At 39.1% G+C, this 24,684-nt stretch carries 23 protein-coding genes; 13 read left to right on the top strand and 10 right to left on the bottom strand.

Annotated features, from left to right (window positions below; translation table 11 throughout):
• Positions 1-9: 9 nt before the first annotated feature.
• The 3 genes from nadA (at position 10) to IQ264_RS00670 (ending at position 2,415) form a co-directional block, all read left to right on the top strand.
• Positions 10-981, top strand: a complete 972-nt coding sequence (gene nadA, locus IQ264_RS00680) for a quinolinate synthase NadA (RefSeq protein ID WP_193977570.1) — start codon at positions 10-12, stop codon at positions 979-981.
• A gap of 81 nt (positions 982-1,062) precedes the next feature.
• Positions 1,063-1,701, top strand: coding sequence for a TIGR04282 family arsenosugar biosynthesis glycosyltransferase (locus IQ264_RS00675; protein ID WP_193977568.1), 639 nt, complete (start codon positions 1,063-1,065; stop codon positions 1,699-1,701).
• An 18-nt stretch (positions 1,702-1,719) separates the two neighbouring features.
• Positions 1,720-2,415, top strand: a complete 696-nt coding sequence (locus tag IQ264_RS00670) for a TIGR04283 family arsenosugar biosynthesis glycosyltransferase (protein WP_193977566.1) — start codon at positions 1,720-1,722, stop codon at positions 2,413-2,415.
• A 243-nt stretch (positions 2,416-2,658) separates the two neighbouring features.
• Here the strand turns inward: IQ264_RS00670 and IQ264_RS00665 are convergent, their stop codons facing one another.
• Entirely contained in the window at positions 2,659-3,276 is a 618-nt protein-coding gene (locus IQ264_RS00665) for a tetratricopeptide repeat protein (protein WP_193977564.1), read from the bottom strand.
• Between the two features lie 100 nt (positions 3,277-3,376).
• Between IQ264_RS00665 and IQ264_RS00660 the strand changes: the two genes are divergently transcribed.
• Positions 3,377-3,715, top strand: a complete 339-nt coding sequence (locus IQ264_RS00660; protein ID WP_193977562.1) for a DUF4342 domain-containing protein — start codon at positions 3,377-3,379, stop codon at positions 3,713-3,715.
• Between the two features lie 50 nt (positions 3,716-3,765).
• Here IQ264_RS00660 and IQ264_RS00655 read toward each other — a convergent pair whose 3' ends face one another.
• Positions 3,766-4,209 (bottom strand): EVE domain-containing protein, encoded by a 444-nt coding sequence (locus IQ264_RS00655; protein WP_193977650.1) that lies wholly within the window; start codon positions 4,207-4,209, stop codon positions 3,766-3,768.
• A 130-nt stretch (positions 4,210-4,339) separates the two neighbouring features.
• Between IQ264_RS00655 and IQ264_RS00650 the strand changes: the two genes are divergently transcribed.
• Positions 4,340-4,960, top strand: a complete 621-nt coding sequence (locus IQ264_RS00650; protein ID WP_193977560.1) for an HD domain-containing protein — start codon at positions 4,340-4,342, stop codon at positions 4,958-4,960.
• Here IQ264_RS00650 and IQ264_RS00645 read toward each other — a convergent pair.
• From IQ264_RS00645 to IQ264_RS00625, 5 genes are all read right to left on the bottom strand, one after another.
• Positions 4,940-5,518: a Uma2 family endonuclease gene (locus IQ264_RS00645; protein WP_193977559.1), complete on the bottom strand. Its 579-nt coding sequence runs from the start codon at positions 5,516-5,518 to the stop codon at positions 4,940-4,942. The genes IQ264_RS00650 and IQ264_RS00645 overlap by 21 nt on opposite strands.
• 75 nt (positions 5,519-5,593) lie before the next feature.
• Positions 5,594-7,384 carry a M61 family metallopeptidase gene (locus tag IQ264_RS00640; RefSeq protein ID WP_193977557.1) on the bottom strand — a complete coding sequence of 597 codons (1,791 nt, stop codon included), beginning with the start codon at positions 7,382-7,384 and terminating at the stop codon, positions 5,594-5,596.
• 119 nt (positions 7,385-7,503) lie between these two features.
• On the bottom strand, positions 7,504-8,187 hold the full coding sequence (locus IQ264_RS00635) for a Crp/Fnr family transcriptional regulator (protein ID WP_193977555.1): 684 nt from the start codon (positions 8,185-8,187) through the stop codon (positions 7,504-7,506).
• A 187-nt stretch (positions 8,188-8,374) separates the two neighbouring features.
• Positions 8,375-9,604, bottom strand: coding sequence for a hypothetical protein (locus IQ264_RS00630; RefSeq protein WP_228061187.1), 1,230 nt, complete (start codon positions 9,602-9,604; stop codon positions 8,375-8,377).
• Between the two features lie 405 nt (positions 9,605-10,009).
• The gene (locus tag IQ264_RS00625; RefSeq protein WP_193977553.1) at positions 10,010-11,137 is read right to left on the bottom strand and encodes a HetZ-related protein 2; all 1,128 of its coding nucleotides are present in this window, start codon (positions 11,135-11,137) and stop codon (positions 10,010-10,012) included.
• A gap of 311 nt (positions 11,138-11,448) precedes the next feature.
• On the opposite strand from IQ264_RS00625, the gene IQ264_RS00620 reads away from it, so the two are divergent.
• Both IQ264_RS00620 and IQ264_RS00615 read left to right on the top strand, forming a co-directional pair.
• Positions 11,449-13,680: an ATP-binding protein gene (locus IQ264_RS00620; RefSeq protein WP_193977646.1), complete on the top strand. Its 2,232-nt coding sequence runs from the start codon at positions 11,449-11,451 to the stop codon at positions 13,678-13,680.
• A 473-nt stretch (positions 13,681-14,153) separates the two neighbouring features.
• Entirely contained in the window at positions 14,154-15,305 is a 1,152-nt protein-coding gene (locus IQ264_RS00615; RefSeq protein ID WP_193977551.1) for a response regulator, read from the top strand.
• A gap of 95 nt (positions 15,306-15,400) precedes the next feature.
• Here IQ264_RS00615 and IQ264_RS00610 read toward each other — a convergent pair whose 3' ends face one another.
• Positions 15,401-15,619, bottom strand: coding sequence for a hypothetical protein (locus IQ264_RS00610; RefSeq protein ID WP_193977548.1), 219 nt, complete (start codon positions 15,617-15,619; stop codon positions 15,401-15,403).
• Between the two features lie 178 nt (positions 15,620-15,797).
• Here IQ264_RS00610 and ligA point away from each other — a divergent pair, with 178 nt between their 5' ends.
• From ligA to truB, 4 genes are all read left to right on the top strand, one after another.
• Positions 15,798-17,843, top strand: coding sequence for an NAD-dependent DNA ligase LigA (ligA, locus tag IQ264_RS00605; RefSeq protein WP_193977546.1), 2,046 nt, complete (start codon positions 15,798-15,800; stop codon positions 17,841-17,843).
• Between the two features lie 157 nt (positions 17,844-18,000).
• The gene (locus tag IQ264_RS00600; protein WP_193977544.1) at positions 18,001-18,924 is read left to right on the top strand and encodes a DMT family transporter; all 924 of its coding nucleotides are present in this window, start codon (positions 18,001-18,003) and stop codon (positions 18,922-18,924) included.
• A gap of 277 nt (positions 18,925-19,201) precedes the next feature.
• On the top strand, positions 19,202-20,902 hold the full coding sequence (locus IQ264_RS00595; protein ID WP_193977542.1) for an alpha/beta hydrolase: 1,701 nt from the start codon (positions 19,202-19,204) through the stop codon (positions 20,900-20,902).
• Positions 20,903-20,929: 27 nt separating this feature from the next.
• Positions 20,930-21,829, top strand: a complete 900-nt coding sequence (gene truB, locus IQ264_RS00590; protein ID WP_193977540.1) for a tRNA pseudouridine(55) synthase TruB — start codon at positions 20,930-20,932, stop codon at positions 21,827-21,829.
• Positions 21,830-21,964: 135 nt separating this feature from the next.
• Here truB and IQ264_RS00585 read toward each other — a convergent pair whose 3' ends face one another.
• A complete protein-coding gene (locus IQ264_RS00585) occupies positions 21,965-22,702 on the bottom strand; it encodes a DUF4114 domain-containing protein (RefSeq protein ID WP_193977644.1) in 738 nt (245 codons plus the stop codon).
• 548 nt (positions 22,703-23,250) lie between these two features.
• Between IQ264_RS00585 and IQ264_RS00580 the strand changes: the two genes are divergently transcribed.
• Together IQ264_RS00580 and IQ264_RS00575 are read left to right on the top strand one after the other, a co-directional pair.
• Positions 23,251-23,841 carry a rhomboid family intramembrane serine protease gene (locus tag IQ264_RS00580; RefSeq protein WP_193977538.1) on the top strand — a complete coding sequence of 197 codons (591 nt, stop codon included), beginning with the start codon at positions 23,251-23,253 and terminating at the stop codon, positions 23,839-23,841.
• 155 nt (positions 23,842-23,996) lie between these two features.
• A complete protein-coding gene (locus IQ264_RS00575; RefSeq protein ID WP_193977536.1) occupies positions 23,997-24,392 on the top strand; it encodes a DUF3011 domain-containing protein in 396 nt (131 codons plus the stop codon).
• 127 nt (positions 24,393-24,519) lie between these two features.
• Here IQ264_RS00575 and IQ264_RS33600 read toward each other — a convergent pair whose 3' ends face one another.
• Positions 24,520-24,672, bottom strand: coding sequence for a hypothetical protein (locus IQ264_RS33600; protein ID WP_322744570.1), 153 nt, complete (start codon positions 24,670-24,672; stop codon positions 24,520-24,522).
• Positions 24,673-24,684 lie beyond the last annotated feature (12 nt).

Here is a 24,684-nt window from a genome sequence, read left to right as displayed (position 1 = left end):
CAATTACCTATGTTTATTAGTACATTACCTCCCACAGAATCTACTGAAACTTCAGCAATCCCTGATGATTTAGTTGGAGCAATCAACGCTCTGAAAAAGGAACTAAATGCAGTTATTTTGGCTCACTATTATCAAGATTCAGATATTCAAGATGTAGCAGATTATATCGGTGATTCCTTGGAACTGTCCCGCCGCGCCGCCAGTACAAATGCTGACGTAATTGTTTTTGCTGGGGTTCACTTTATGGCAGAAACTGCCAAAATTCTCAACCCAGATAAATTGGTACTTTTACCAGATCTCAATGCTGGATGTTCTTTAGCGGATAGCTGTCCTCCCGATCGGTTCGCTGCTTTTAAAGCTGCACACCCCGAACATTTGGTAATTTCCTATATCAATTGTTCGGCAGAAATTAAAGCAATGAGTGACATTATTTGCACCAGTTCTAATGCAGTGAAAATAGTTAACCAAATTCCCGAAACTCAGCCGATTATTTTTGGGCCCGATCGCAATCTCGGACGCTACGTGATGCAGCAAACTAAAAGAGAAATGGTACTTTGGCAAGGTGCTTGTATCGTTCATGAAAACTTTTCTGAAAAGAAGATTGTCCATTTAAAAATTGCTCATCCAGAAGCCAAAGTTTTAGCACATCCAGAATGTGAACCACCAGTTTTACGCCACGCTGACTTTATCGGTTCCACCAGTGCTTTATTGAAATATTCTCACGAAAGTTCCTTTCAAGAATTCATCGTAGCCACAGAACCGGGAATCATTCACCAAATGCAAAAACAGGAACCGCAAAAACAATTCATTCCTGCACCACCAACGAATAATTGCGCCTGCAACGAATGTCCTTTCATGCGATTAAATACCTTAGAAAAGTTATATCTAGCAATGAAAAATTGCACCCCTGAACTCACTTTACCAGAACATCTTAGAATTGCTGCATTGCGACCCATGCAAAGAATGCTAGAAATGAGTTAATGATCATTGGTCATTGGTCATTCGCATCCGACAAGAAAGCTTAATGAACATCTGCGGTTAAAAAATCTTAACTAATGACCAATGACTAACAACAACCCAAAAAACTGTTTAATAACTTTTACTCGCTACCCCGAACCTGGAAAAACCAAAACCCGATTAATTCCAGTTCTTGGAGCTGAAGGCGCAGCAAATTTGCATCGACAATTAACTGAAACTGTAATTACTCAAGTAAAAGAAGTTCAAAACGTTTTAATTGAAGTGCATTTTACTGGTGGAAACCAACAATTAATGCAAGCATGGTTGGGAGAAAATATTACTTATCGACAACAAAGTGAAGGTAATTTAGGTAGGCGAATGGCGACCGCTTTTCAAACAGCTTTCAACAACGGAATAGAGAAAGTTGTAATTATTGGTTCGGACTGTCCGATGCTAAATTATCAAATCATAGAAGAAGCATTTGCAGCACTTTCCCAACATGAATTAGTGCTTGGTCGTGCAGCAGATGGCGGTTATTATTTAATAGGGTTAAAGCGGTTAATACCTGAATTATTCACCGGAGTTAACTGGGGAACTTCTGAGGTATTACAGCAAACAGTTAAAATTGCGGAAAATCTGAAGTTAGCAGTTGCTTATCTTAGCACTCTTTCTGATATTGACAGACCAGAAGACCTAGCAATTTTGGATTTTAAACCGCAGATGGACGCAAATGAACGCAGATAAATTTTTTTGATTAATTTTATGAGAAACAACCAAATAAAAATATCAGTAATTATTCCTGTATTGAACGAAGCTAAAGTAATTAAAAATATATTGCTTAATTTACAAAATTACTCAGAGTTAGAAGTTATTGTTGTCGATGGTGGAAGCGAAGATGAAACTTTTGCTATTGCTGAAAGTTTCGGTTGTAAAGTTTTGTCTTCTCCTCGCGGACGATCGATCCAAATGAATGCTGGCGCTGCGATCGCAACTGGAAACATTCTCCTATTTTTGCATGGTGATACAATTTTACCTGCTAATTTTCCACAAATGGTTTTGGCAGCAACACAAAAACCGGGAGTAGTTGGGGGTGCTTTTGAATTAGCAATTGATGCGAAAATTAGAGGAATTAGGTTAGTAGAGAAGATGGTGAATTGGCGATCGCACTTTTTTTCCCTACCTTACGGCGATCAAGCTATCTTTATTAAAGCAGAAATATTCCAAAAAATTGGTTGTTTTCCCATCCAACCAATTATGGAAGATTTCGTGTTTATTCGTAAATTAAAAAAGATAGGAAAAATTGCCATTATTTCCCCACCAGTTATCACATCAGGTCGCCGTTGGCAACAACTTGGCATCATAAAAACTACCTTAATTAATCAATTAATGATTCTTGGTTATTACCTGGGAGTTCCCCCAGAAAAACTAGCATCTTTTTATCGAAAAAATCGGAATTAATGTCATTTATACAGATGATTAATACAATTTGGGAGAGGCGGGTTTAGCCAAAACGTGGGAAAGCAAAACTAATAACGCACTCAGTACCCCCAACCCCCTTCCCAAGGGGACTGAGAAGGTTCCCCCCTTGGTAAGGGGGGCTAGGGGGGATCTAGGTTTCAGGCAGAGAGTGCGTAATTTATATAAGATTCAAATCAAAACCCGCCCACCCCAAACATTTGTAACAAACATTGATATTTATAGCTAATTCCAACCTCTTAATTTCTGATGTACGCAAGCTAAATACCACATATAATCTTCTAACTGATAACTAACCGCTTTCACAATATAATCTTGAGCTTTTTTCACATCTCCCTCAGCTTCGTAATACAAACCCAAGTAAAGATGACTGTAAAATTTACCTTGCTTACCTTCAGATTCCCCAGCAATTAACACATCTTCTGTTGTACAATTTCCCGCAAACAGATCGTAAACATACCGCATTACCTTTCGTGGATCGTTTCGCACTTCTAATAAAGTATTCCTCGCTTCATTAACCCCTCGAAACCTAGCAATACAAAGATATCGCCACACAGTTTCTTCAACATCGTGAAAATTTACTGTTAAATCTATCTCAAACTGGTTAGCACCTTCGGCAAATTTTTCGGCATAATAGTAAGATAGACCACGTTGCCAAAGATATGGAGTTAGACTTGGTTCTAACTTCTCTCCTGTGTCAAAATCCTCAATAGATTCGGCAATTTTAGCCAATTTAAAATTAGTCATTCCCCGCCGAATATATGCCTTAGCATCTTGAGGATTAGTGCGAATAACGTTATTCCACCAAGAAAGTTGTGCTAGCAGTGAAATTTGGCTGTTCATGAAAATTAAGATTAGTTGTTAGAATGATTCTAATGTAGGAGGTAATCAATTAATTGTAAATACTTTCATTTTCTGAAATTTAAGATTGGAGGATTTAACAATGAATTCACCTCAAGACGAAGCAAAACCTGTTGAAATTGAAATAACTACTGTTGAACCTGAAACTGAAGATGCAAAACCAAAAGTTAGGGTTGAAGAGTTTAGTATTAGTGGTGATGCCTTAGTAAGTAAGATTAAAGAATTGATTCATCAAGGAAACATTCGTCGCATCACCATCAAAAATGAAGAAGGGCATACATTAATAGAAATTCCTCTAACTATTGGTGTTGTGGGAGGAGTAGTTGGTACAGCAATGTTTCCCATTGTAGCAGCAATTGGAGCAATTGGTGCATTAGTTGCCCATCTCACAATTGCTATTGAAAAAGTTGAAGGTTCTTAAATTCAAATCTGTTTTTAATGCTTGATTTGGGGTAGGTGAATCCTACCCTTTTATTTAATAAATAACCTATTTAAAATATTTTTCGCCACCGTTTCGGATACAGGAATTACTGATAAACGATTACCTTTTTTGACGATTAAAAGCTCATCGTCATTAAACTTTTGTTTGAGCTTTTCTAAACTAATTACTTCGGGAAAAACTTCTTTAAATTCAACAATTACAGTTTGCCAGCGCGGAGAGTCAGGAGTAGATTTAGGGTCATAATATTTACTGTTTGCATCAAATTGAGTAGGATCGGCTATATTGTTTTTTATTACACGCATTAACCCGACAATTCCCGGAGGATTACTATTAGAATGATAAAAAAATGCTAAATCACCTGGATTCATTTGGCGCAGAAAGTTTCGCGCTTGATAGTTACGCACACCGTCCCAAATAGTTTGGCGATCGCGCTGCAAATCCGTTATACTATAAACATTTGGTTCCGACTTCATCAACCAATAATTTGTCAAATTCGCCCCCTTTTTTGCCAGTGTTAATTATCATAATACAGCCTCCTAAATAACTTTTTAACACCTCTCTTTATTCTTTCAGCGTCCTCTGCGCCTCTGCGGTTCAAAAAATATGAACGATCGACTCACCCAACAAATCCAATTCATTATCGAAATTGACAAACTTAAAAACATTCTGCGCCAAACTAAATTAACTAATGGTTCCCGCCAAGAAAATAGCGCCGAACACTCTTGGCATATAGCAATTATGGCAATAATTTTAGCCGAATATGCCGAACCAGAAGTTGATATAATTAAAGCAATTAAAATGCTATTAATTCACGATTTAATTGAAATTGATGCGGGAGATACTTTCTGTTATGACGTAAAAGGAAACTTAGACAAAGCGGAAAGGGAAATTAAAGCAGCAACTCGAATTTTTGGTTTGTTACCTTCAGAACAAGCTGAAGAATTAAGGCAACTTTGGGAAGAATTCGAGGAATCAAAAACTGAAACTGCTAAATTTGCGATCGCCTTAGATCGCCTACAACCCCTCCTCCAAAATCAACAAAATTACGGCGGAACTTGGCAAACTCATGGAATTACCGAAAACTTAGTTAGAAAAAGAATGTCTCCTGTACAAGAAGCATCACCTATTCTAGGTAAATTAGTCGAAGAAATTATTGCTGATTGTATTGCCGCAGGTTATCTGAAAAAAGAACCATTAGCTGAGTTAATTCCAGATAAATTGTAGATTTAAGACAAATCCTAGTAACACATCTTCCCCTGATAATTCAGTTGGAGACTCTAGCAATTCTACAGCTTTTCCTTGGCGATAAATTTCTAACCTTCGGTTTTTTCGATTAATTAACCAACCGAGTTTTACGCCATTATCTATATATTCCTGCATTTTTTTCTGAGTTTCTTTCAAACTATCAGTAGGTGACATTAACTCCAACACAAAATCTGGCGCAATTGGCGGAAATTTTTCTTTCTCTTCGGTGGTAAGTGCATCCCATCTTGATTTTTGAATCCATGCTACATCTGGAGAACGATCTGCACCATTAGGAAGTTTAAAGCAAGTTGAAGAATCAAAGACTTTACCCAATTTAGTGCGACGATTCCAAATCACAAAATCTGCATTAATCTCAGAATTAAAGTTTCCTGTTTCCCCTCCTGTTGGCGACATAATAATAATTTCTCCTGTGGCATTACGTTCAAATTTTACATCGGGATTAGCTCGACAAAGCTGATAAAATTGTTCATCAGTGAGTTTAATAATAGGATTTAAGTTGACTGTGAATGTTAGCATGGTAGTTTATATTTTCGTAAATTAATGGAATTAAAAAGGTGCGTTAGGTGTAACCGTAACGCACCCTAAGCCATGTTAATTCGCCAGTTTTGCTAAGGGAATTCCTAACCAAGCGTGAAAGTTTTCTTGCTGAGTTTGATTAGGATTTTCCACAGCTACAATTTTGTAATTAGTAGGTTGAGGATCTGCTAAGGTAACTAACAAAGTTTGCAATTCATCTTGATGGAAGATTGACAATTGAATTGTATCTCCTGGTTGATAATCTTTTAACCTTTCGTTCAATTGATCTGCATTGACTCGCATTCCATCAATTGCTAATAATTCATCATCAGCACTAACACCAGCTAATTGTGCAGGTGAATCAAATTCGACAAATTCAATTTTTTGTTTGCCATTTTGAAATTTGGCTTTTAAGCCAATATAAGGAGGCTGATCGGCATCAATATCAGCTTGTAAACGTAAGCCGAAAGGTGCTAAATATTTATCAAAAGGTAACTCTTCAACACCATCGATATAGCTGGCAAAAAAGTCACTTAAATCTTTTCCGGCTACTAATTCGATCGCATCTTGCAACTGTTCACCTGTAAACCCAATTTCCGCCTTACCGAAATTCTCCCACATATAGCGCATCACATCATCAAGCGATCGCCCATTTCCCTGTCTCTCCCGAATCAGCAAATCCAACAAAAACGAAATCAATTGCCCTTTCAAATAATAGGAAATCTGACAATTATCACTGTTCGCATCCCGGCGATACAGCTTAATCCAAGCATCAAAACTCGACTCACTTACAGGTTGAACTTTTCTACCTGGTTTCGTCTGCAACAAAGTAATTTCCTTACTTAAATTATGCAAAAAAGTCTTAGCATCATAGATTCCCGCACGCCAAGGAATTTGTAAATCGTAATAGCTAGTAGTTCCTTCCGAAAACCACAGCGAAGGAGTGTAATTTTCCCCATCATAATCAAACTTTTCCAAGCCTTTCGGACGCAATCTCTTCACATTCCACAAATGGAAAAACTCATGCGCCACTAACTGCATGAAACTCTCATACTTCTCCTGTTTGCGGAAATTAAACCGGGGATAAATTAACGAACAAGCATACTTATGTTCCAAACCTCCACCGATATTGGGAGACAAATGCAGCAAAAACAAATATCTTTCGTAAGGTAAACCTCCAAAAATATCTGCCTCTACCTGAATGATTTTTTTAGTATCCTCAATAATTCCTTCCGGTTCCGCATTTCCCTTTCCCCAAATTACTAACTCATGGGATTTACCCAAAGCTTCAAACTGATAAAATTGATGAACACCAATTTCAAACGGACTATCCACCAAAGTATCAAAATCTGCCGCCTCAAAAGTATTTTCCATACCAGAAACAGCAGGTAAAGGTGTAGCAATGCGCCAATCGGCTTGCGGAGGAACAATAGTAATTTTGATTGGTTGTTCCGTAAATTCTGGGATATAGAAACATAGCGCCGCTGGATTAAAATAACCGTGAGAACTATCTAAATGATTAGTTCTTACCGATAACTCATTGGCAAAAACTCGATAGCGCACTGTAACTTCTGAAACCCCATTTGTTCCCACTTGCCAGTGATTTTTGGCTAACTTACGCCAAGGCAAAATTGTCTTCCCTGCTTGCACTGAAAAATCTTGCAAATTTTTCGCATACTCGCGCACCAAATAAGAACCGGGAGTCCAAACTGGAAGTTTTAAATCTAAAACTGATGCCGACCATCCCGAAATTTGTAAAATCACCTCAAACAAATGTGAACTAGGTTGAGGCATCGACACTTGAAAGTGTATTTTAGGTGCAGTGCGTGGCAAGTTACTAGGGCGAATGGTAGTTGCTTCTGTCATGGCAATTGAAAATTGATAATGTTTATTTACTTAGCTCAAAATTGCAAATCAATATTTTGAAAGAGGAGAAAATTGCTTTAATCCTCTTCCTTACCGAGTTAAAAAGTTGTGACAGCGGATTAAATTTTTCCTGCAAGGTGCGCCAACTGCTTAAGATTGATTAAATGGATAACTTGACGCGACGGGTCGATTTTAATCCAACCCTTACTATCTAATTTTTCCATGATCTTAGTAGTATCCTCGACACCCACATCAGCTACATCAGCCAAATCTTTGAATGGAATATTGTAAATTTCCGTTCCTGTATCTGTAACTTGACCGTAGTTTTCCCCCATAGAAATCAAACTATTAGCCAACTTAACTGCGGGTGGTTGATGACGTAATTGAAAACGAAGATTCATCTGGCGCAGTCTTCTGACCATCAGTTGCAGCATTCTATGGTGTAGCTGCGGGTCTTTAAACAAAGTCTGGATAAATCGCTGCGCGTGAACGCTGAGTAATCGCACTGAGGACAGGGCAATGACATCTGTAGAACGGGGAGATTCATCAAGAATCGCCATTTCTCCAAAAAAATCGCCTTTTCCTAGAATTGCCAGCGATATGCGATCGTTACCAGCAATGCGCCGGACTTTCACCCAACCGGATAGCACGAAGTAAACCGCATTACCCCAAGCATCTTCCATAAGAACTGCTCTGCCAGAGGGATACTCGTGTTCGTCGGCAACCGATAGCAACCATTCTAAGGTCTCTGGATTGACCGTATTGAAAAGCGGAAAAAGTTCACTAAAATCTTCAGTCTGCATGAAAGATCTTAAAATCACGATTACCAGCATCGGCAGCAATAAAAGTCTTCTCCTTGGTTGAACAAGGGCTGCTTTTGTGGCAGAAACTATTAGCAATTACCATCGTAGTCTAGGGACGGGTAATTTAGGCTCAATCAGCCGTAATGAATTTCTTATTTAAAGGTAAAAGCATTAACTCCTTTCGGGACTATTTTGTGTTATGGTCATTTTTCTTAGCTTGAGCTTGTATAATTCTTAAATATTTAATTTGTTCTTCCACGCTTTGAACTACTTCATCTAAAGCTGGTAAAGCGTCTAGCTTATCTGTATTTAAGCTTGGGTCAAGATTAGTCCGGTCTCGAATTTCATTAACTTTGTGGTGCAACTGCTGGGCAATGTTTAAGGCATCTCGACTCAAGTTTTCCAACTGTTGCTGTTGATAAAATTTCAAAGCTGCGCCCCTTAGTACTTGAAGGGTGGCTTCTTCTCCATAAGTAGCAGGCATGACTCGTAGGCGTAGCAACAAGCGGTTTTGCTTGTAAATACGTTCAATTTCTGCTTGCTTTGGTTTTTCCACTGGCAACATAGGCAAGTGGGTTAACCGCTTGAGTTCTTGAATTAATCCCTGGAGGATAGAGGAATCTACCCCTTCTAAGACTAACTGGAGAACTCCGTTTTGACTCCAGAGAATCCGTCCTTTGTCGCCATGATTTTCTATATATAACCGACCAATTCCTCCGGCTAATACTCTTGCGAGTAATTCATTGAGTAAAACTTTGGGTGGCAGTTTTGCCAATACTTCGATCGGACTAGATAGATATTGCGCTTCTACTTCCAAAGTCGGTAAACTCAAACCTGGACTGGGAGCAACAGGAGGTGTTTGTGCTTTCTTATTCGCACTAGAACTGGCAGATAGTGGTTTCTGTGCTGTTAAGTGCTGCTGAACTGTTGGTGGTGAATTTACAACTGGTGGTTTTTTTTCTTCTATATAATCTATAGCCGATTCTTCATCATCTAAAATCAGGGTGGGTTTATTATCTTGGTTTGCCTTTCCTCTGGGTATTTCTTGTTGTTCTATGTTGGATACTGTTGGCTTTAACTGTCCGGTGTGGCTTAAGTAAGCTGAGAGCAATGCTTGGTGATTTTTGGCAGAAAGAGGTTGTGGTGATAACGAGCAGTTCATGTAAGCCAATATGCGGCGGACATAATCCAAGGCTTCTGTATCATTTGTATCTACCATACCTAAGTTCAGGCGGGTTCCCTCTAGGGAAAGAGGTACGACTTGATGATATAGACAGGCTTCAAAGGGAAGAATACCATCAATCAGGCGGAACATGGCTTCATTTACTTGAAGCGGGTCATCTTTCATTGATGAAAAAGCCTCTCCCTGAGTTTTGGTTTGCTTGCTTGTTATAGAGCTAACTTGTAAAGGTGGCATAAATATTTACTCTGACCTGGATGTTTTTTTCTGACTTGTTACCTTTTCTTGTCTCTACTTGTTTTTTTTCCTCTGTTCCTGATGGGTTTTGAGTAATGCTGGGACTTAGCTCAATACTTCTCCTGCCTAATAGAGTTGCAGGAGAGGATCAACTGGTAAATGACAAGTTTTCAGGTCAGCCAAAAGTCAATTAAAAATTACCTGTTAACTTTAAGCGATTTTTCCTGAATTTCTCAGGATAAATACTTAACTAAGTATCAGGTTCCGATACACCCTGGTAGTTACAGGATATTATAACTGTTGTCTTCTGATACTGTATGGCTAGAGTTAGCGATCGCAAATATTTGCACCGTTTTACTCATTACCTCAAAATAAAATTTTTCCTGGATTTTTTATATTTCTTTACTAAGCGTTGCGCTTTTCTTGTGCTGCCAGGTAAAGTTTAATCCATTCCCCCATTACTTGATTAGTCTTCAGGTTTAAGTCTTGGGCTACGTCTTCTAGGGTTTTGCCAGTGGTTAATTTGTCCAACAGTCGCCGTTGTTGTGGTGTTAAACTGTCCCAATATTCTTGCCACTGACTTGGGGTTAAGCCTAGACGGTGTTCTTTTAGTGAGGTTTCTAACCAGGTGGAAACTAACTCTGGTTGTATTTTTGGGGCAAAAACTTTGATGGCATGGTAGCTGATTTTTTCTCGCAGGCGATAGATTTCTTTAATAGGTTTGTTTAAAGCGCAGGCTATTTCTTCTTGGGATCTGCCTTGAAGATAAAGCTTGAGCCATTCCGAGGCTAGAGAATCAATATTTGTGGCTAAATATGCTTCAAATTCTTTTTTAACAGCGAGACGGGCAGCTTGTTTTTCTTCCCATTCTTGGTTTTCTATGTATTGGGCGATCGCTTGATTATCCAACAAACTGACTGGGTTTTCTGCTTCTTCGGGGACTATTTCTTCGGAAACTAAGCGCACTAAGTCTCCTGTTGGTACTTGGGTAATCCCGCCCCGTTGAGTACGTCGCAAGTAGTTAACAAAACGATACAGTAGTAAAGGTTGGTTGCGAATCGGGCGCATACAGTACTCTTCGGTACTGGTTAATAACAGAGCATTCCGCAATCTGGGGTCTTCTGTACATTCCCGAATCCAGCCTATTTGTTCTTGTAGATAACGATCGGACTGCAATAATTCTTGAATTACCTCCTGGAGAACATCAACTACTGCTCTTTGGCGATCGCGACTCAAGGCTACCCAAGTCTTAATTTTATTGCGGAGCATGACCAAAGAACCCAAGCGAGTCATTAAATTTTTATATGCTCTTTCTGGCCCTACTCCTAAGTACCGATGCCGTAAAATCCGGTAACGATACTCTATTGCTTGTTTGGCAATTGCTGATTGATTCGGGGCTAAGGTTTCATAACGCTCTAAATCTTTTCCTAATAACCACTTTATAATACTCTCTTGGGTCTGTTGGCTGATGTTTTCACAGTCCACTTGCAGCTGCTTTCGCAATTCATCTGCCCGTTGTTCAGCTATTAACATGGACTCTAGCTCCTCAATTCCCTATAACAAAAGTGTGCCCACTATTTAACTCAAAGCGTTCACCCATTATGGGTAGTGTAGACCTTGAGAGATATATTTTTTGACGACAGGTGAAGTGAACCAAGCATTAAGAGCAGGTTTTTCAAATATATTTTCTCCACTTGTTTAATTTACGCAGGTGTTTTAGATCACAACCTATCAGATAGTAGACTCACCAACCAAAAATGTTAATTTTTGTTAAATTAACCATTGTATAAATAGTTTCTTTGCCCTCAATACTGCTACTAAAGATGAATTTAGAATCTATAAAGATGCGCCTACAAAAACTAAAGCAAGAAGAGGATTTAATCGTTAATCAAGTGGACAATGCGATCGCGCTTTTTGCTCAATCCCATCAGCTAATCTTATTTAACAATAAGTTGACACTGATTTGGGGATTATCTCCAGTATTTCTGGAAAAACAACCTACTGATGAAGCTATTTTCAACTTTATTGTAGAACAAGGCTACTGGTCAGAATCACAAAAGCAACAGTTGGAAACATATTTACAAACAGCAGATACAGCAAACACTTGTTTTTACTTGCAACAAAGTAATGGCATTTGTTTGGAAGTTTACACTACATTGACATCTGACGGAGGACGGTTATTTACGTTCCGTGATGTGACATCATATCAGCAAGCACTGCGTTCAGCCACAGAAACCCAAACTTCCTTAAATGCAGAAGTCAGGCGGTTAAACTTTTTACTGCAACTTACAGAACGACTCCAACCTGCTACTGATTTACAAGAACTGGGCAAATTTGCCCTTAGCTATTTGGTAGAAGTAACGGGCGCGGCATTCGGAGATGTCAAAGTAATTATAGGTAATGGCGATCGGCGTTATGCTAGCGCCATTACTAATCGGATTTCGGCACAATTTATTGCTACTCATGGAGAAATTGCCGTTGCGGAAATGCTTGCATTATTAAATCAAGGCATTCCTTATGGTCAAGGGTTACTCTGGGATGTAGTGGAAACTGGGGAACCAATCTTTGTCGATGATTATTATAAACATCCGAAAGCTTTACCTGGGTTTAAGCATCCGGCGATCGGACAATTGGGGATTTTTCCGATCCCGGCAGCTGATGGTACGATTATTGGGGTACTAACTTTAGAATCGCGGAGTTTACAGAAGCTACAAGAAGCGCCGCAACAAGATATGTTGATTGCAGCTTGTCGGACTTTGGGTGTGGCGATCGAACGAGTGCAAGCCCAAGAAAATTTGCTGCGGATCAACGAAGACTTAGAACGCGCTTCGCAGATGAAATCAGAGTTCTTAGCTTCGATGTCTCACGAGTTACGCACGCCGTTAAATAGTATTTTAGGGTTTTCTGATTTATTGTTACGCCAAAGCGCGGGTTCTTTGAGCGATCGGCAACTTAATTATGTTCAGACGATCGAAAAAAGCGGCGAACACCTGTTACAGCTAATTAACGACATTCTCGATCTTTCCAAAATTGAAGCTGGCAAAACTGAACTAAACTTAAAGCCAATTTCAATCCACTATCTATGTACAGAATGCCTGAAAATGATTCAAGTGCGGGCACTGAAAAAGCGACTGGCGCTGACTTTGGAATTAGATTACCGTTTGGAACAGGTGAACATTGACGAACGTCGGGCTTGTCAGATTTTGATTAATTTGCTTTCCAATGCAGTAAAATTTACCCCGGAAGGCGGAAAAATTAAACTTTCTAGCCGTTTAGCTTATGGTAGCCAATTAGAGAAAGAATATCGGCCCGATCGCTCTGCGATCAATCCCAGCACTCCTTACCTCTGCTTGGAAGTGCAAGACTCCGGTATTGGTATTCCCAAACATAAATGGCATTTCCTGTTCCGTCCTTTTCAACAGGTGGATGCTTCCCTAGCACGTCATCACGAAGGTACTGGTTTGGGTTTGGTGTTGACAAAGCGGTTAGCAGAATTACATGGTGGTACTGTTTCTTTAGAATCGGAAGAAAATAAAGGCAGTAAGTTCCGCGTTTGGCTACCGCTGACGGAAATGCGTCAGGAACAAACTGGGATAGTGCCAGTAGAGTTCCCACAGCCATCGAAAATTAATCTGCGACTTCAAGAACCCTCAGTTTCTCCAGCTAAATTCCAGAGTAAGCGAGTTTTGGTGGTGGAAGATCAAGTCTACAACCAAGCTTTTATTTCCGAAGTGCTGGAACTTGAAGGGTATAAAGTAGAGATGATTTATGATGGCGGAACGATGATGCAGACAATTTATTCTCCTTTAGTTACGCCCCAGTCTCTACCAGATTTGATTTTAATGGATATTCAATTGCCCCAAGTGGATGGATTTCAGATTATCCGCCAACTGAAGGCGCATGATTTGTGGAAACGAGTACCAGTAGTTGCGGTTACGGCGATCGCTATGTCTGGCGATCGCGATCGTTGTTTAGCCGCTGGTGCTGACGGCTACTTGAGTAAACCCCTAAAAGTCGATGAGTTAATTGCTTGTGTGCGCTTGTATACAGACACAGCACCAAAAGAAATAAATTAGTAAGTAACCGGGCTGAGAGTTGAAGATTTTTAGTTAAATTGTTTCAATATATTAAGAAAGCTTTCCAGGCGTTTGAGTAAAAGTCCTGACAACTAGTAACTCAAGTTGCTAATTAGAAGTCTGACTCTTTGTTCAGCCCCCCTTAATAAGGGGGGTTGGGGGGATCAAAACCTAGTAATCACAGCGTTAGATCCCCCCACCACCCCCCTTACTCAAGGGGGGAACTCCGAAAGAATTAATAACTAGCAACTTGCGTTAGTACAAAAACGCGGAAAGCTCCAGGGCAGACAACAGAGGAAAAGAAGGCTTAAACTTAGATCAAGCTTTTTCACTTTTTTTCAACTGCACTGGCTTAATGTTCAGAACAAAGCGGGTGTATCTCTATTACCAAAGCCATAAAAAATTAAAGACTTTGGAGTTATTGCTAAGTTGGAATTTGTGGTTGTACCACACTAGTAGTTTTTTGTTTAATTATGCTAAACCACCCGCCAACCATTTTGCTCGTAGATGACGAGCCTGTGAATATTACTTTACTAGAATGTTTACTACGAGTAGAAGGTTACAAAACTCTGTCAGCGACTTCAGGAATAGAAGCACTGACAATTGCTGAAACATCTATTCCCGACTTAATTATATTAGATATTATGATGCCCGGAATGGATGGTTTTGCGGTTTGTCAAAAGTTACGAGAAGATAGTAATTTACAAACTATACCGATTATTTTTTTGACAGCGTTAGATGATGATTATTCTAAATTGCGCGGTTTAGAAGTAATGGGTGATGATTTTTTAACTAAGCCGTTTAAAAATAATTTACTTTTGCAAAAAATTGCTAATATGTTACGGCTTCAGGAAATGCGATCGCAACAAGTAAAACAAGAAATTAAAGAGAAAACCAAACGGCAATTCTCAGCAGCTTGGAATATTAATTTAGCACTTTCCGAAAAGCTACGTTTATTTGTTCCCGATCAATTTCTGCATCGCATTGCGCCTAATGGAGTAGAATCAATTCAATTAGGCAACTCTCAAGAAGAAGAAATTACGGTTTTGTTTTGTGATATTCGCAAGTTTACTACAATTTGTGAAGGGCAAACTCCCAGTGAGACTTTTCAATGGTTAAATGTATTTTTTACCGAAATGAATGCTTGTATTATGGCAAATAACGGGTTTATTGACAAATACTTGGGTGATGCTTTAATGGCTGTATTCGATCGCCCAGAAAGTCACCCCCAAGATGCTGTAAATGGGGCATTAATGATGCAGCAAAAAATTATTGAATTTAATAAAGGACGGGATAAATATAACTTAGAAGAACCCATTAATATTGGGATTGGAATCCATACAGGTAAAGGCATTATAGGAGCTTTGGGTGCTGATTCTCGGATTGATTCTACAGTAATTGGTGATGTGGTAAATACAGCATCAAGACTGCAAGAATTAACTAAACATTACAGTTGTGGAATTATCGCTAGTGATTCAGTAATTTCTCAATTGACTCAATCCGAATATTTTGAAGTGCGTTGGATCGATCGCGTAGTCCCTAGAGGGAAACAACAAGCGCAAGATATTTACGAAGTTTGTGGAAAAAGCACACCACCTACAAATAAACCACTAATGTTAACTTGAGTAATTTGTTGGGTTGGTCAGAAAATGTTAATTGTAAGATAGTGGTGACAGATCAAGCGATCGCACTAACTCTAATTCTAAGATTCATATTTCTATCAATCTAATCTGTCTGTTGGTGCTTCAATATGTTTAACTTCTGAGTTGGATATTTGATTGCAAAAAGGCCAGCCCGATCGCTTATTATAGTTAGATGCGATCGCTAAAAGCAACCCACCTAAAATGAACACTGGTAATGGCAAAGATAAGTGTTTCATCCAGTTAAAGAGTTGTGCTAAAGCAAACAATAACAGGAAACTAGCAAACCAAACTCTCATTTTTTTACCTCAAACAATCTTACATAATTTTAAAGTTTAAATGTTTTTTGAACCGCAGAGGCACAGAGGACACAGAGGAAAGAGGAAGAGTTTACAACTTAAATAGGATGGCTATTTCTATACAGAACGTTACACTAGTATTTGTGCTTAGTGTAATTTTCGCGCCAAGAGGGATTCTGTGTCATCATTAACGCCGGAAGTCAAGCAGCGAGTGGAACAATTACGGCAAAAGCTTCAGGAAGCAAGCTATGCCTATTATGCTCTCGATAATCCAATTATGGAGGATGCGGTATACGATCGCTTGTACCGGGAATTGCAAGATTTAGAAACACAATATCCAGAAGTAATTACCCCAGATAGTCCCACGCAGCGAGTTGGTGAACGTCCCGCCACTCAGTTTACCGCAGTCAGGCACAATATTCCGCTCTACAGTTTGGAAAATGCCTTTAATATAGAAGAGTTTGCCGCTTGGCAAGAACGTTGGCGGCGTTATGCGAAAGAACAAGAAACAGGAAAAGAATCTTTTGAATATGTTTGTGAATTGAAAATTGATGGTTCAGCTTTGGCGCTAACTTATGAAAATGGAGTATTAGTTAGAGGTGTGACTAGAGGTGATGGTGTTGCTGGAGAAGATATCACCCAAAATGTCAAAACTATTCGTTCTATTCCTCTAAAATTAAACTTAGAAAATCCACCCTTTCGTGTGGAAGTACGGGGAGAGGCATTTTTAGCCTTAGATACATTTAAACAAATTAATCAGGAACGGGAAAAAGCCGGAGATACATTATTTGCAAATCCTCGTAACGCCGCTGCTGGAACTCTGCGCCAATTAGATTCTAGAATTGTGGCAAAACGCAGATTAGATTTCTTTGCTTACACTTTACATATTCCCGGAAAAGATGATGCGGAAATTGCCCAAACGCAATGGGAATCTTTGGAATTGTTACAAAAAATGGGTTTTCGAGTAAATCCCAATCGTAAACTTTGTAAAACTTTAGAAGATGTCGCAGATTACTATAATTATTGGGATACAGAAAGGTTAAATTTGCCCTACATGACAGATGGAGTAGTGGCGAAATTAAACTCTTTAAAATTGCAAGAAAAACTTGGTTTTACCCAAAAATTTCCCCGTTGGGCGGTAGCTTTAAAATATGCAGCAGAAGAAGCACCAACTCGCGTCGAAGCTATTAGTGTGAATGTGGGAAGAACAGGCGCAATTACACCTTTAGCCGAACTGACTCCGGTACAATTGGCGGGAACGACGGTTTCACGGGCGGCACTGCATAATATTGATTATGTGCGATCGATCGACATCCGTGTAGGCGACACAGTAATAGTTCACAAAGCTGGGGAAATCATCCCCGAAGTCGTCAAAGTACTAACCGAACTTCGCCCCCCCAATACTAAACCTTTTCAAATGCCCAGTTGTTGCCCTGTTTGCAATCAACCTGTGGTAAAGTTACCCGAAGAAGCAGTCACCCGCTGCGTTAATGCTTCCTGTCCCGCAATTTTAAAAGGCGCATTGGTACATTGGGGAAGTCGTGACGCTTTAGATATTAACGGATTAGGAGAAAAACTAGTGCATCAAATGGTAGAAAAAAACCTGGTGCATTCAGTCGCAGATTTGTATGATTTAACCCCCGAAAAACTGATGACTTTAGACAGAATGGGGCAAAAATCAGCCACCAAATTAATCGATGCCATTAATCAATCAAAAACTCAACCTTGGGCAAGAGTATTATATGGTTTAGGAATTCGCTTAGTAGGTAGCGTCAACGCCCAAACTTTAACCCAAAAATTTACCAATGTCGAACAACTAGAAGCAGCTTCAGCAACATCTATTGAAGCAGTTTATGGCATCGGTGCCGAAATAGCCCAAAGTGTTTTCCAATGGTTTAAAGTTCCCGCAAATCAAACTTTAATCGAAAGATTAAAAGCAGCAAATTTGCAACTGGCAAATCAAGAATCTGTCTCAACGGCAACCACTAAAGGTAACAAATTTAATGGCAAAACTTTTGTCCTTACCGGAACTTTGCCCACCTTAAAACGCGATGAAGCCAAAGATTTAATTCAAAAAGCTGGGGGTAAAGTAACAAATTCAGTGAGCGCCAAAACCGATTTTGTGGTTGTCGGAGAAGATGCAGGTTCTAAACTACAAAAAGCCGAAGAATTAGGAATCACCCGATTGTCGGAAGCGGAACTTTTACAAATGCTAGAAAATTAAAAAGGTAATTATCCCGAATACGGGTTAATTACCCACTCTATATTCTCCCTCTTGTCTCTGTGTCCTCTGCGTCTGGAGCGGTTCATTATAAAAGATCAAGGGTGTAGTTAACCCCGATTTAGTATTGAATATCCACTTCAAAATCTAAAATTGCCTAATGTTACTTCATCAAAGTTCGGGAAAATGGCGTTTAGGGTTAGGGTTATCACTATTAACCGTTTTCTTATGGGGTATTCTACCCATAGCCCTAAAAGTAACACTTCAAGGATTAGATCCCTACACCGTTACTTGGTTTAGATTTTTCATGTCTTTTGGATTACTTGGAGTGTATTTAGCTACCAGAAAGCAACTACCTTCTGGGGAAAAATTACGTTCTCTTCCTTTAAGTTTGTTGGTAATTGCTAGCATATTTTTAGCCCTCAACTATATCCTGTATTTAATAGGTTTAGCCTACACAACTCCAGCAAATGCCCAAGTTTTAATTCAACTTGCTCCCGTGTTAATGGGATTAGGAGGAATCTATATTTTTCAAGAACGTTATACCCTGATGCAATGGACAGGTTTAGGAGTGTTAACGTTAGGATTTGCTTTGTTTTTTAATGAACAACTAAAAACCTTGATTAATGCTCAAGGAACATATTTATTTGGTTCAGCTTTAATTATTATAGCTGCTATAGTTTGGGCAGTGTACGGTTTAGCTCAAAAACAACTTTTGCAACAATTAACTTCAGCCAATGTCATGCTATTAATTTATGGCATTTGTTCTGTTTTATTCGCTCCTTTTGCTCAACCCCAATCTATACTTAGCTTAACGCCTTTGCAGTTTTCTATGCTGATTTTTTGTGGGTTGAATACAATTATTGCTTACGGCGCTTTTGCGGAATCTTTAGAACATTGGGAAGCATCACGAGTCAGCGCAGTAATATCTAGTGCTCCCATTGTTACTTTAATATCCGTTTGGATAGTAGCATTTTTATTTCCAACTTGGGTTGTAACCAACAACCTGACAATTTTAGGAGTTTTGGGTGCACTTTTAGTTGTAGTTGGTTCAATGACTATTGCCTTGGGGAAAAAGCATTAATTTCTGGCGATAACTATAAGTTAAATTTCAGTGAATATCGCAGAACTAATTTCCGACTATTTCCTGATTCGATAAAAAGATAATAGGTTATATATTCTAACAAATTCTTCGATATTTGTGTAAGGCTGATTTGCAGCTTTGTTTAAAATCACAAAAGTCTCGACTTTTGGAAAATTGTTAGTCAGTATAGAAGTAGGTAATGAGCATCGTTGTACTTTCTTGGAACGATGAACAGCTAAGTTATTGCAGAATTTGTCTTTATGAAACCTCCTAAATTATGCGTCAATTAACTTACTCGATCGGCAAATCATTTAATTGGGTAGGAATTTTACTAGGAATTTCTCTGCTGACAAGTATTGGATCTACTTTTCCTGCAAGATCCGCAGAGCGAGTGCAAGTGTCTTTAGACATATTAAAACGTACAATTTCTGTAAATTCTTTGGAAGCTTACGCTAAAAGAGGAGTAGTTAACCAGGATTTAGCTCCTTACGTTCAATATGTTAATCCTCAAAAACAAGCCCTGTTACGTCAGATATTACTCAAACGTTTAGAAGTCAGACCGATCGCGGTTTCTCAATTCTTCAACACACCACAAGCAGAAATTTTACTGCGAAGATTAGGACAAGTTATTCAGACGGAATCTGGAGAATATGGTTCCCAACCAATTCAACAAGCTTTAATTTCCGCCGCCAACGATCCAGAGGGAATTACCTTACTAAATGTTTTGCGAAAATTTCCTGCATCTGGAGTCAGAATTGATTTAACAAGAGGTTTACAACTTGCAGATGATTTATCCAAATTAATCGAGCAATCTAATAAAGCAATTGCAGCTGTTAATGAACAAGGGACTACTTTAGTAGCTAATCAAACTGCTGCACAAATAGCTACATTACCCAACTTACGCCAACCAGGATCTTTCACAGTTAATAAGCAAACAATACAATTACAAGACCTACGCCGCAACCGCAATTTTAAAGCAGATATTTATTTACCAATTTCTGATAACATTAATCAGCAAACAACTCCAGCACCAGTAATTGTAATTTCTCATGGTGTAGGTTCAGATAGAGAAACCTTTGCTTATTTAGCCCAACATTTAGCTTCATTTGGACTAGCGGTTGCTGTGTTGGAACATCCTGGTAGTAATGCACAGCAATTGCAAAATTTGTTTGCAGGTAAAGCAGAAGAAGCTGCTCAACCTTACGAATTTACTAATAGACCTTTAGATGTTAAGTTTCTCCTCGATGAATTAGAGAGACTTTCTCAAACAGATCCTTTGTATCAAGGTCGGATAAATACTCAACAAGTGGGAGTAATTGGTCAATCTTTCGGCGGTTATACTACATTAGCTTTAGCAGGTGCAGGTATCGATTTTAATAGTCTACAAAAAGATTGTGCTGCAATTAATTCTACTTGGAATTTGTCACTCTTATTGCAATGTCGCGCTTTAGTTTTACCCAATTACAATTATGATTTGCAAGATTCAAGAGTCAAAGCGATAATTGCTATTAACCCTATTGGTAGTAGCGTTTTTGGTAAAGACGGACTGCAAAATATTAATATTCCTGTGGCTATAGTTGCGGGTACTGCTGATACAGTTGCACCCGCTTTACCAGAACAAATTGTGCCTTTTACTTGGCTAAACGATCCCCAAAAATACTTATTAATCATGAATAACGGTACACATTTTTCTACTTTAGCTGAATCTCAATCTAGTGTACCTTTGCCGTCATCAGTAATAGGCCCAAATCCTGCCTTGGCGCGTGATTACATAAAAGTTTTCAGTGTGGCTTTCTTTAAATTTTATGTTGCCGATCAGAGAGAATATCAAGCTTATTTGACTCCATCCTACATTGGATATTTAAGTCAAGAGCCTTTGCCTTTAAGTTTGGTGCGATCGCTCACCGAAGCTGAGTTAAAATTAGCTTTAGAGCGTCCATCACCAGAAACGGTAATCTCGCCCACTAAGCGTAACTAAAAATCACCAATTATTAATTACTAAATCGTGCAAGGTTTCCTTAACTTAAACAAACCCTTTGGTATTACTTCTCATGACTGCGTAGCTAAAGTACGCCGTCTTTTACGTCAAAAAAAAGTCGGACATGGCGGAACATTAGATCCCGCAGCAACGGGCGTTTTACCCATTGCGTTGGGTAAAGCAACTCGCCTGTTACAATACCTGCGGGAAGATAAGGCTTATCGCGCCACTATTAAATTAGGAATAACTACGACTACAGATGATTTACAAGGAGAAGTAATTGCCGAAAAATCCGCAAATAACTTAACTTTAGAAGCAGTGAAAATAGCTTTGGAAAAGTTTCAGGGAATTATTCAACAAATCCCACCTAATTATAGTGCAATTCAAGTCCAAGGTAAACGTTTATATGACTTAGCTCGTGCCGGAGAAAACATTATTGTTGCCCCTAGACCTGTGGAAATTCATCAAATAGATATTTTAGATTGGCGTGGGGGAGAATTTCCCGAATTAGACCTGGAAATCGCTTGTGGGCCTGGTACTTATATTAGAGCGATCGCACGCGATTTAGGAATAGTTTTACAAACAGGAGGAACTCTCGCCGCCTTAACTCGCACCGCCAGTTGTGGCTTACAATTAACCAAAAGTTTGACTTTTGCCGACTTAGAAACTCAGCTAGAACAAGGAACATTTAACCCCATTTCCCCAGAAACAGTTTTAGAACATTTAGCAATAATCAATCTATCAGCAAAAGAAGCTAAAGCTTGGTGTCAAGGTCAACGCATTCCACTTTCAGATATTTCAACCGAACACTTAGGAAATGTGCAGCAAATTTATCACGAAGACGATCGCTTTTTGGGCATTGGTAAAGTAGTTAATTCAGAGGGGAATGTTCTGTTACTCCCACAAATGGTATTTGCGCTGGAATAAAGGTCAACAGGGAACAAAAAATTTCTAACTCTCATCAAGTTTGTAGTAAAGGCTATCGCTAACAGTCTTCCCAAGTAGCAGGATTTTAGTCCTGACAACAGACCAGCTTTGATTAACGTTATAGCCTTATCTTTATTAAATTTCATTCGTGCTTTGGCGACGACGGCGCAATCCTAAAAAAGATCCTACGCCTAACAAAGCAAGCATTGCAGAAGGTTCAGGTACGCTAGCGAAGGCAGTACCTTTAACACCACGAACCGCAACCACTACATCATTAAAATCGCGGTCAGAGTTTTGGTTATTGCCACCAGTTGCCCCTTCAGCTCCAAATAAATCTTCAAAACCAATTAATACCCAATTTTCGCCACCAGCATTCACATTATAAGCAACCATGTGCTGTAATCCATCAGCGTTATTAGCGGCGACACCACCGTACATAGCACTTTTGTTGCCATTAGCAGCAAGGGACAAAGATAACTGAGTATTACCTTGGTAGCTGCCTAAACTAAAACCTTGACCTAATTTCATCGGGCCATCACTTTCTGACAAAATGCTGTTAGGAGAAGCAATATCGCCCCAAATTAGCTTCTCAGGGCCATTATTCACAGAATAGTAGAGAGCATTTCTAAAACCTGCGCCTTCATTAATAAAGTAAATCTCTGCGTCATTAACACCATTTTCCCATCTCAAACTAGCAGGATCTAGCTCTAAAAGCTCGGCTCCTTCAAGTTGTAAACGCTCTGTTTGTACGTATTTATTGAACTGAGACCACATTGAGTTGCTAAGTTGCAAAGCACTAGCTGTTGTGGTGTAAAATACGCTGGCTACTGAAGCTGTAGCGATCATTAATCCTGTTAAAAATTTAGATTGCATGGATTTATTCCTGTAATTTCCGTTAGAAGTTAAAGATTTACTCTTGTTTATGAATATCTTCTAGTATTTAGTGAAAAGCAATATGTTTTCGCTGTTTTTACTAAGTCTTTATAGTAATCAATCTCTATATTAAATTGCTGTTAATTCACTAAAGTTCAATGCTAGATATACATAGGAAACTAGTTATTTATTCTCAAATTGCCTCGGAATATTAGTTATTATTACGATCTAGTTTCCCGAATATTTTTATTTTTAATTAAACTATAAATAAAAATTTTTTGCATAGGAGTTGGTGCTGTAGTTAATATGTATTTATGTAGGTAAAAAAATAGTTATTTAAGTATTTATACGGGTAATTGTACTTATAGGATCAATTTTGGAATCAAGACGATCGCTAAGCTAAACATATATTGCCAAATACCAAGGAACTGACCCAGGTTGTTGCCACCTGACTTCCCTACACCTCCCAAACCTATCTGAATGGCTAGACTTTATCCCTGAAGTTGCTACCTTAGACATATACAACTTGCTATCCCAGAGGAAAAGAAATGAGTCGCGAGGATGTAAAAGCGATCGCTAATGAATTAAAAACCCAAGTACTAATCTTGGGGGGAACTGTCGCCCTAATGTGGATTCTAGAATTTTTCGACCTAACCGTTTTTCACGGTCAACTGGACAACTTTGGGATTATTCCCGGTTCGCCTATTGGACTGCGTGGCATATTATTTGCCCCCTTTCTACATGGAAACTTCGTGCACCTAGCAGCCAACACCATTCCCTTTGTAACTCTTGGCTGGTTAATCATGTTACGAGAAACCAGCGATTTTTTTGTTGTCAGTGTCGTTTCAATGATCGTTAGTGGTCTAGGTGTTTGGCTATTTGCACCACCTCATAGTATTCATATTGGTGCTAGTGGAGTTGTGTTTGGATATCTGGGTTATTTAGTATTTCGGGGCTATTTTCAACGTAGTCCAGGATCTATTCTTTTATCATTAATCGTACTTTTCATTTACGGTAGTATGATTTGGGGTGTTTTACCAACCCAAATTGGGATTTCTTGGCAAGGGCATTTGTTTGGCTTTATTGGTGGTGCGATCGCAGCCCGTATACTCTCCCCTCAAAAGCGTTACAAATCCTAAGTAATGGATATCAAAACTTTCAATTACCCAACCAGGTTATCAAATGCTCAAAAATCTAAGTAGTTGACGAGAGTACCTAACTTAGAGATACTGTTGGTCTATCGGGGGGCAGATGCAAAAGCTACCTAAGCCCTGTACAGTGAGGAGTTTAACTAATGACCAATATGTGTCAAAAAGTCGCTTTAGCTGGTGCTGCTACGGTTGCAGTTGCCGCTACTATCATCATGGCTAAGTCAGCTTCAGCTCAAAGCGCTGCTATTTGCCAGAGTATTAATTTTCAACCTGCAAGATGTTCAATGGATACCCGACGTGGCGTAGTTTTAGAAAGAGTATTATCTCGCACCCCTTGTATACGTGGTAGAGATTGGGACTATCGCCCAGGTTTTGTTTGGGTAACAAATGGATGTCGCGCCCAATTTCGCTCAGGTGGTAGTTGGTTCGATCGCGATCGCAGTGAATTTCCCGAACAGATATGTGTAGAGGAAGAAGTTTATATTCCCAGATCGAGGCAGCGAGTTCGTTATCCCAGAAGAATTCCATGTCCTTATTAAAAGTTAGGAAACGGCGAACAGGAAAAATTATTAGCTTCGTTTTTTGCGTTCTGAGTTAGGGAGAGTTATGAAATTGTGACGTTCTCCCCCGTTAATTTCTGCGAAATATAACGGGGGCTTCTTAGGACTAAAATAGAGCTAATTGCACTCCACTAAAACCCCAAGCTTCAGGCTTCACAGGCTGTCTATTGACGAAGCCTCCACCCGCAGAAACGATGAGTCCCACCGCTTGTAACGCTTTTATCAAGATATTAATTGCAGCGTTTTGATCACGATCCAAAGTTAAATTACA

Source organism: [Phormidium] sp. LEGE 05292, from assembly GCF_015207735.1.
Taxonomy (GTDB): domain Bacteria; phylum Cyanobacteriota; class Cyanobacteriia; order Cyanobacteriales; family Aerosakkonemataceae; genus Floridanema.
The sequence above is the reverse complement of the archived record's forward strand: the minus strand, read 5'-3'. Positions and strand labels throughout refer to the sequence as shown.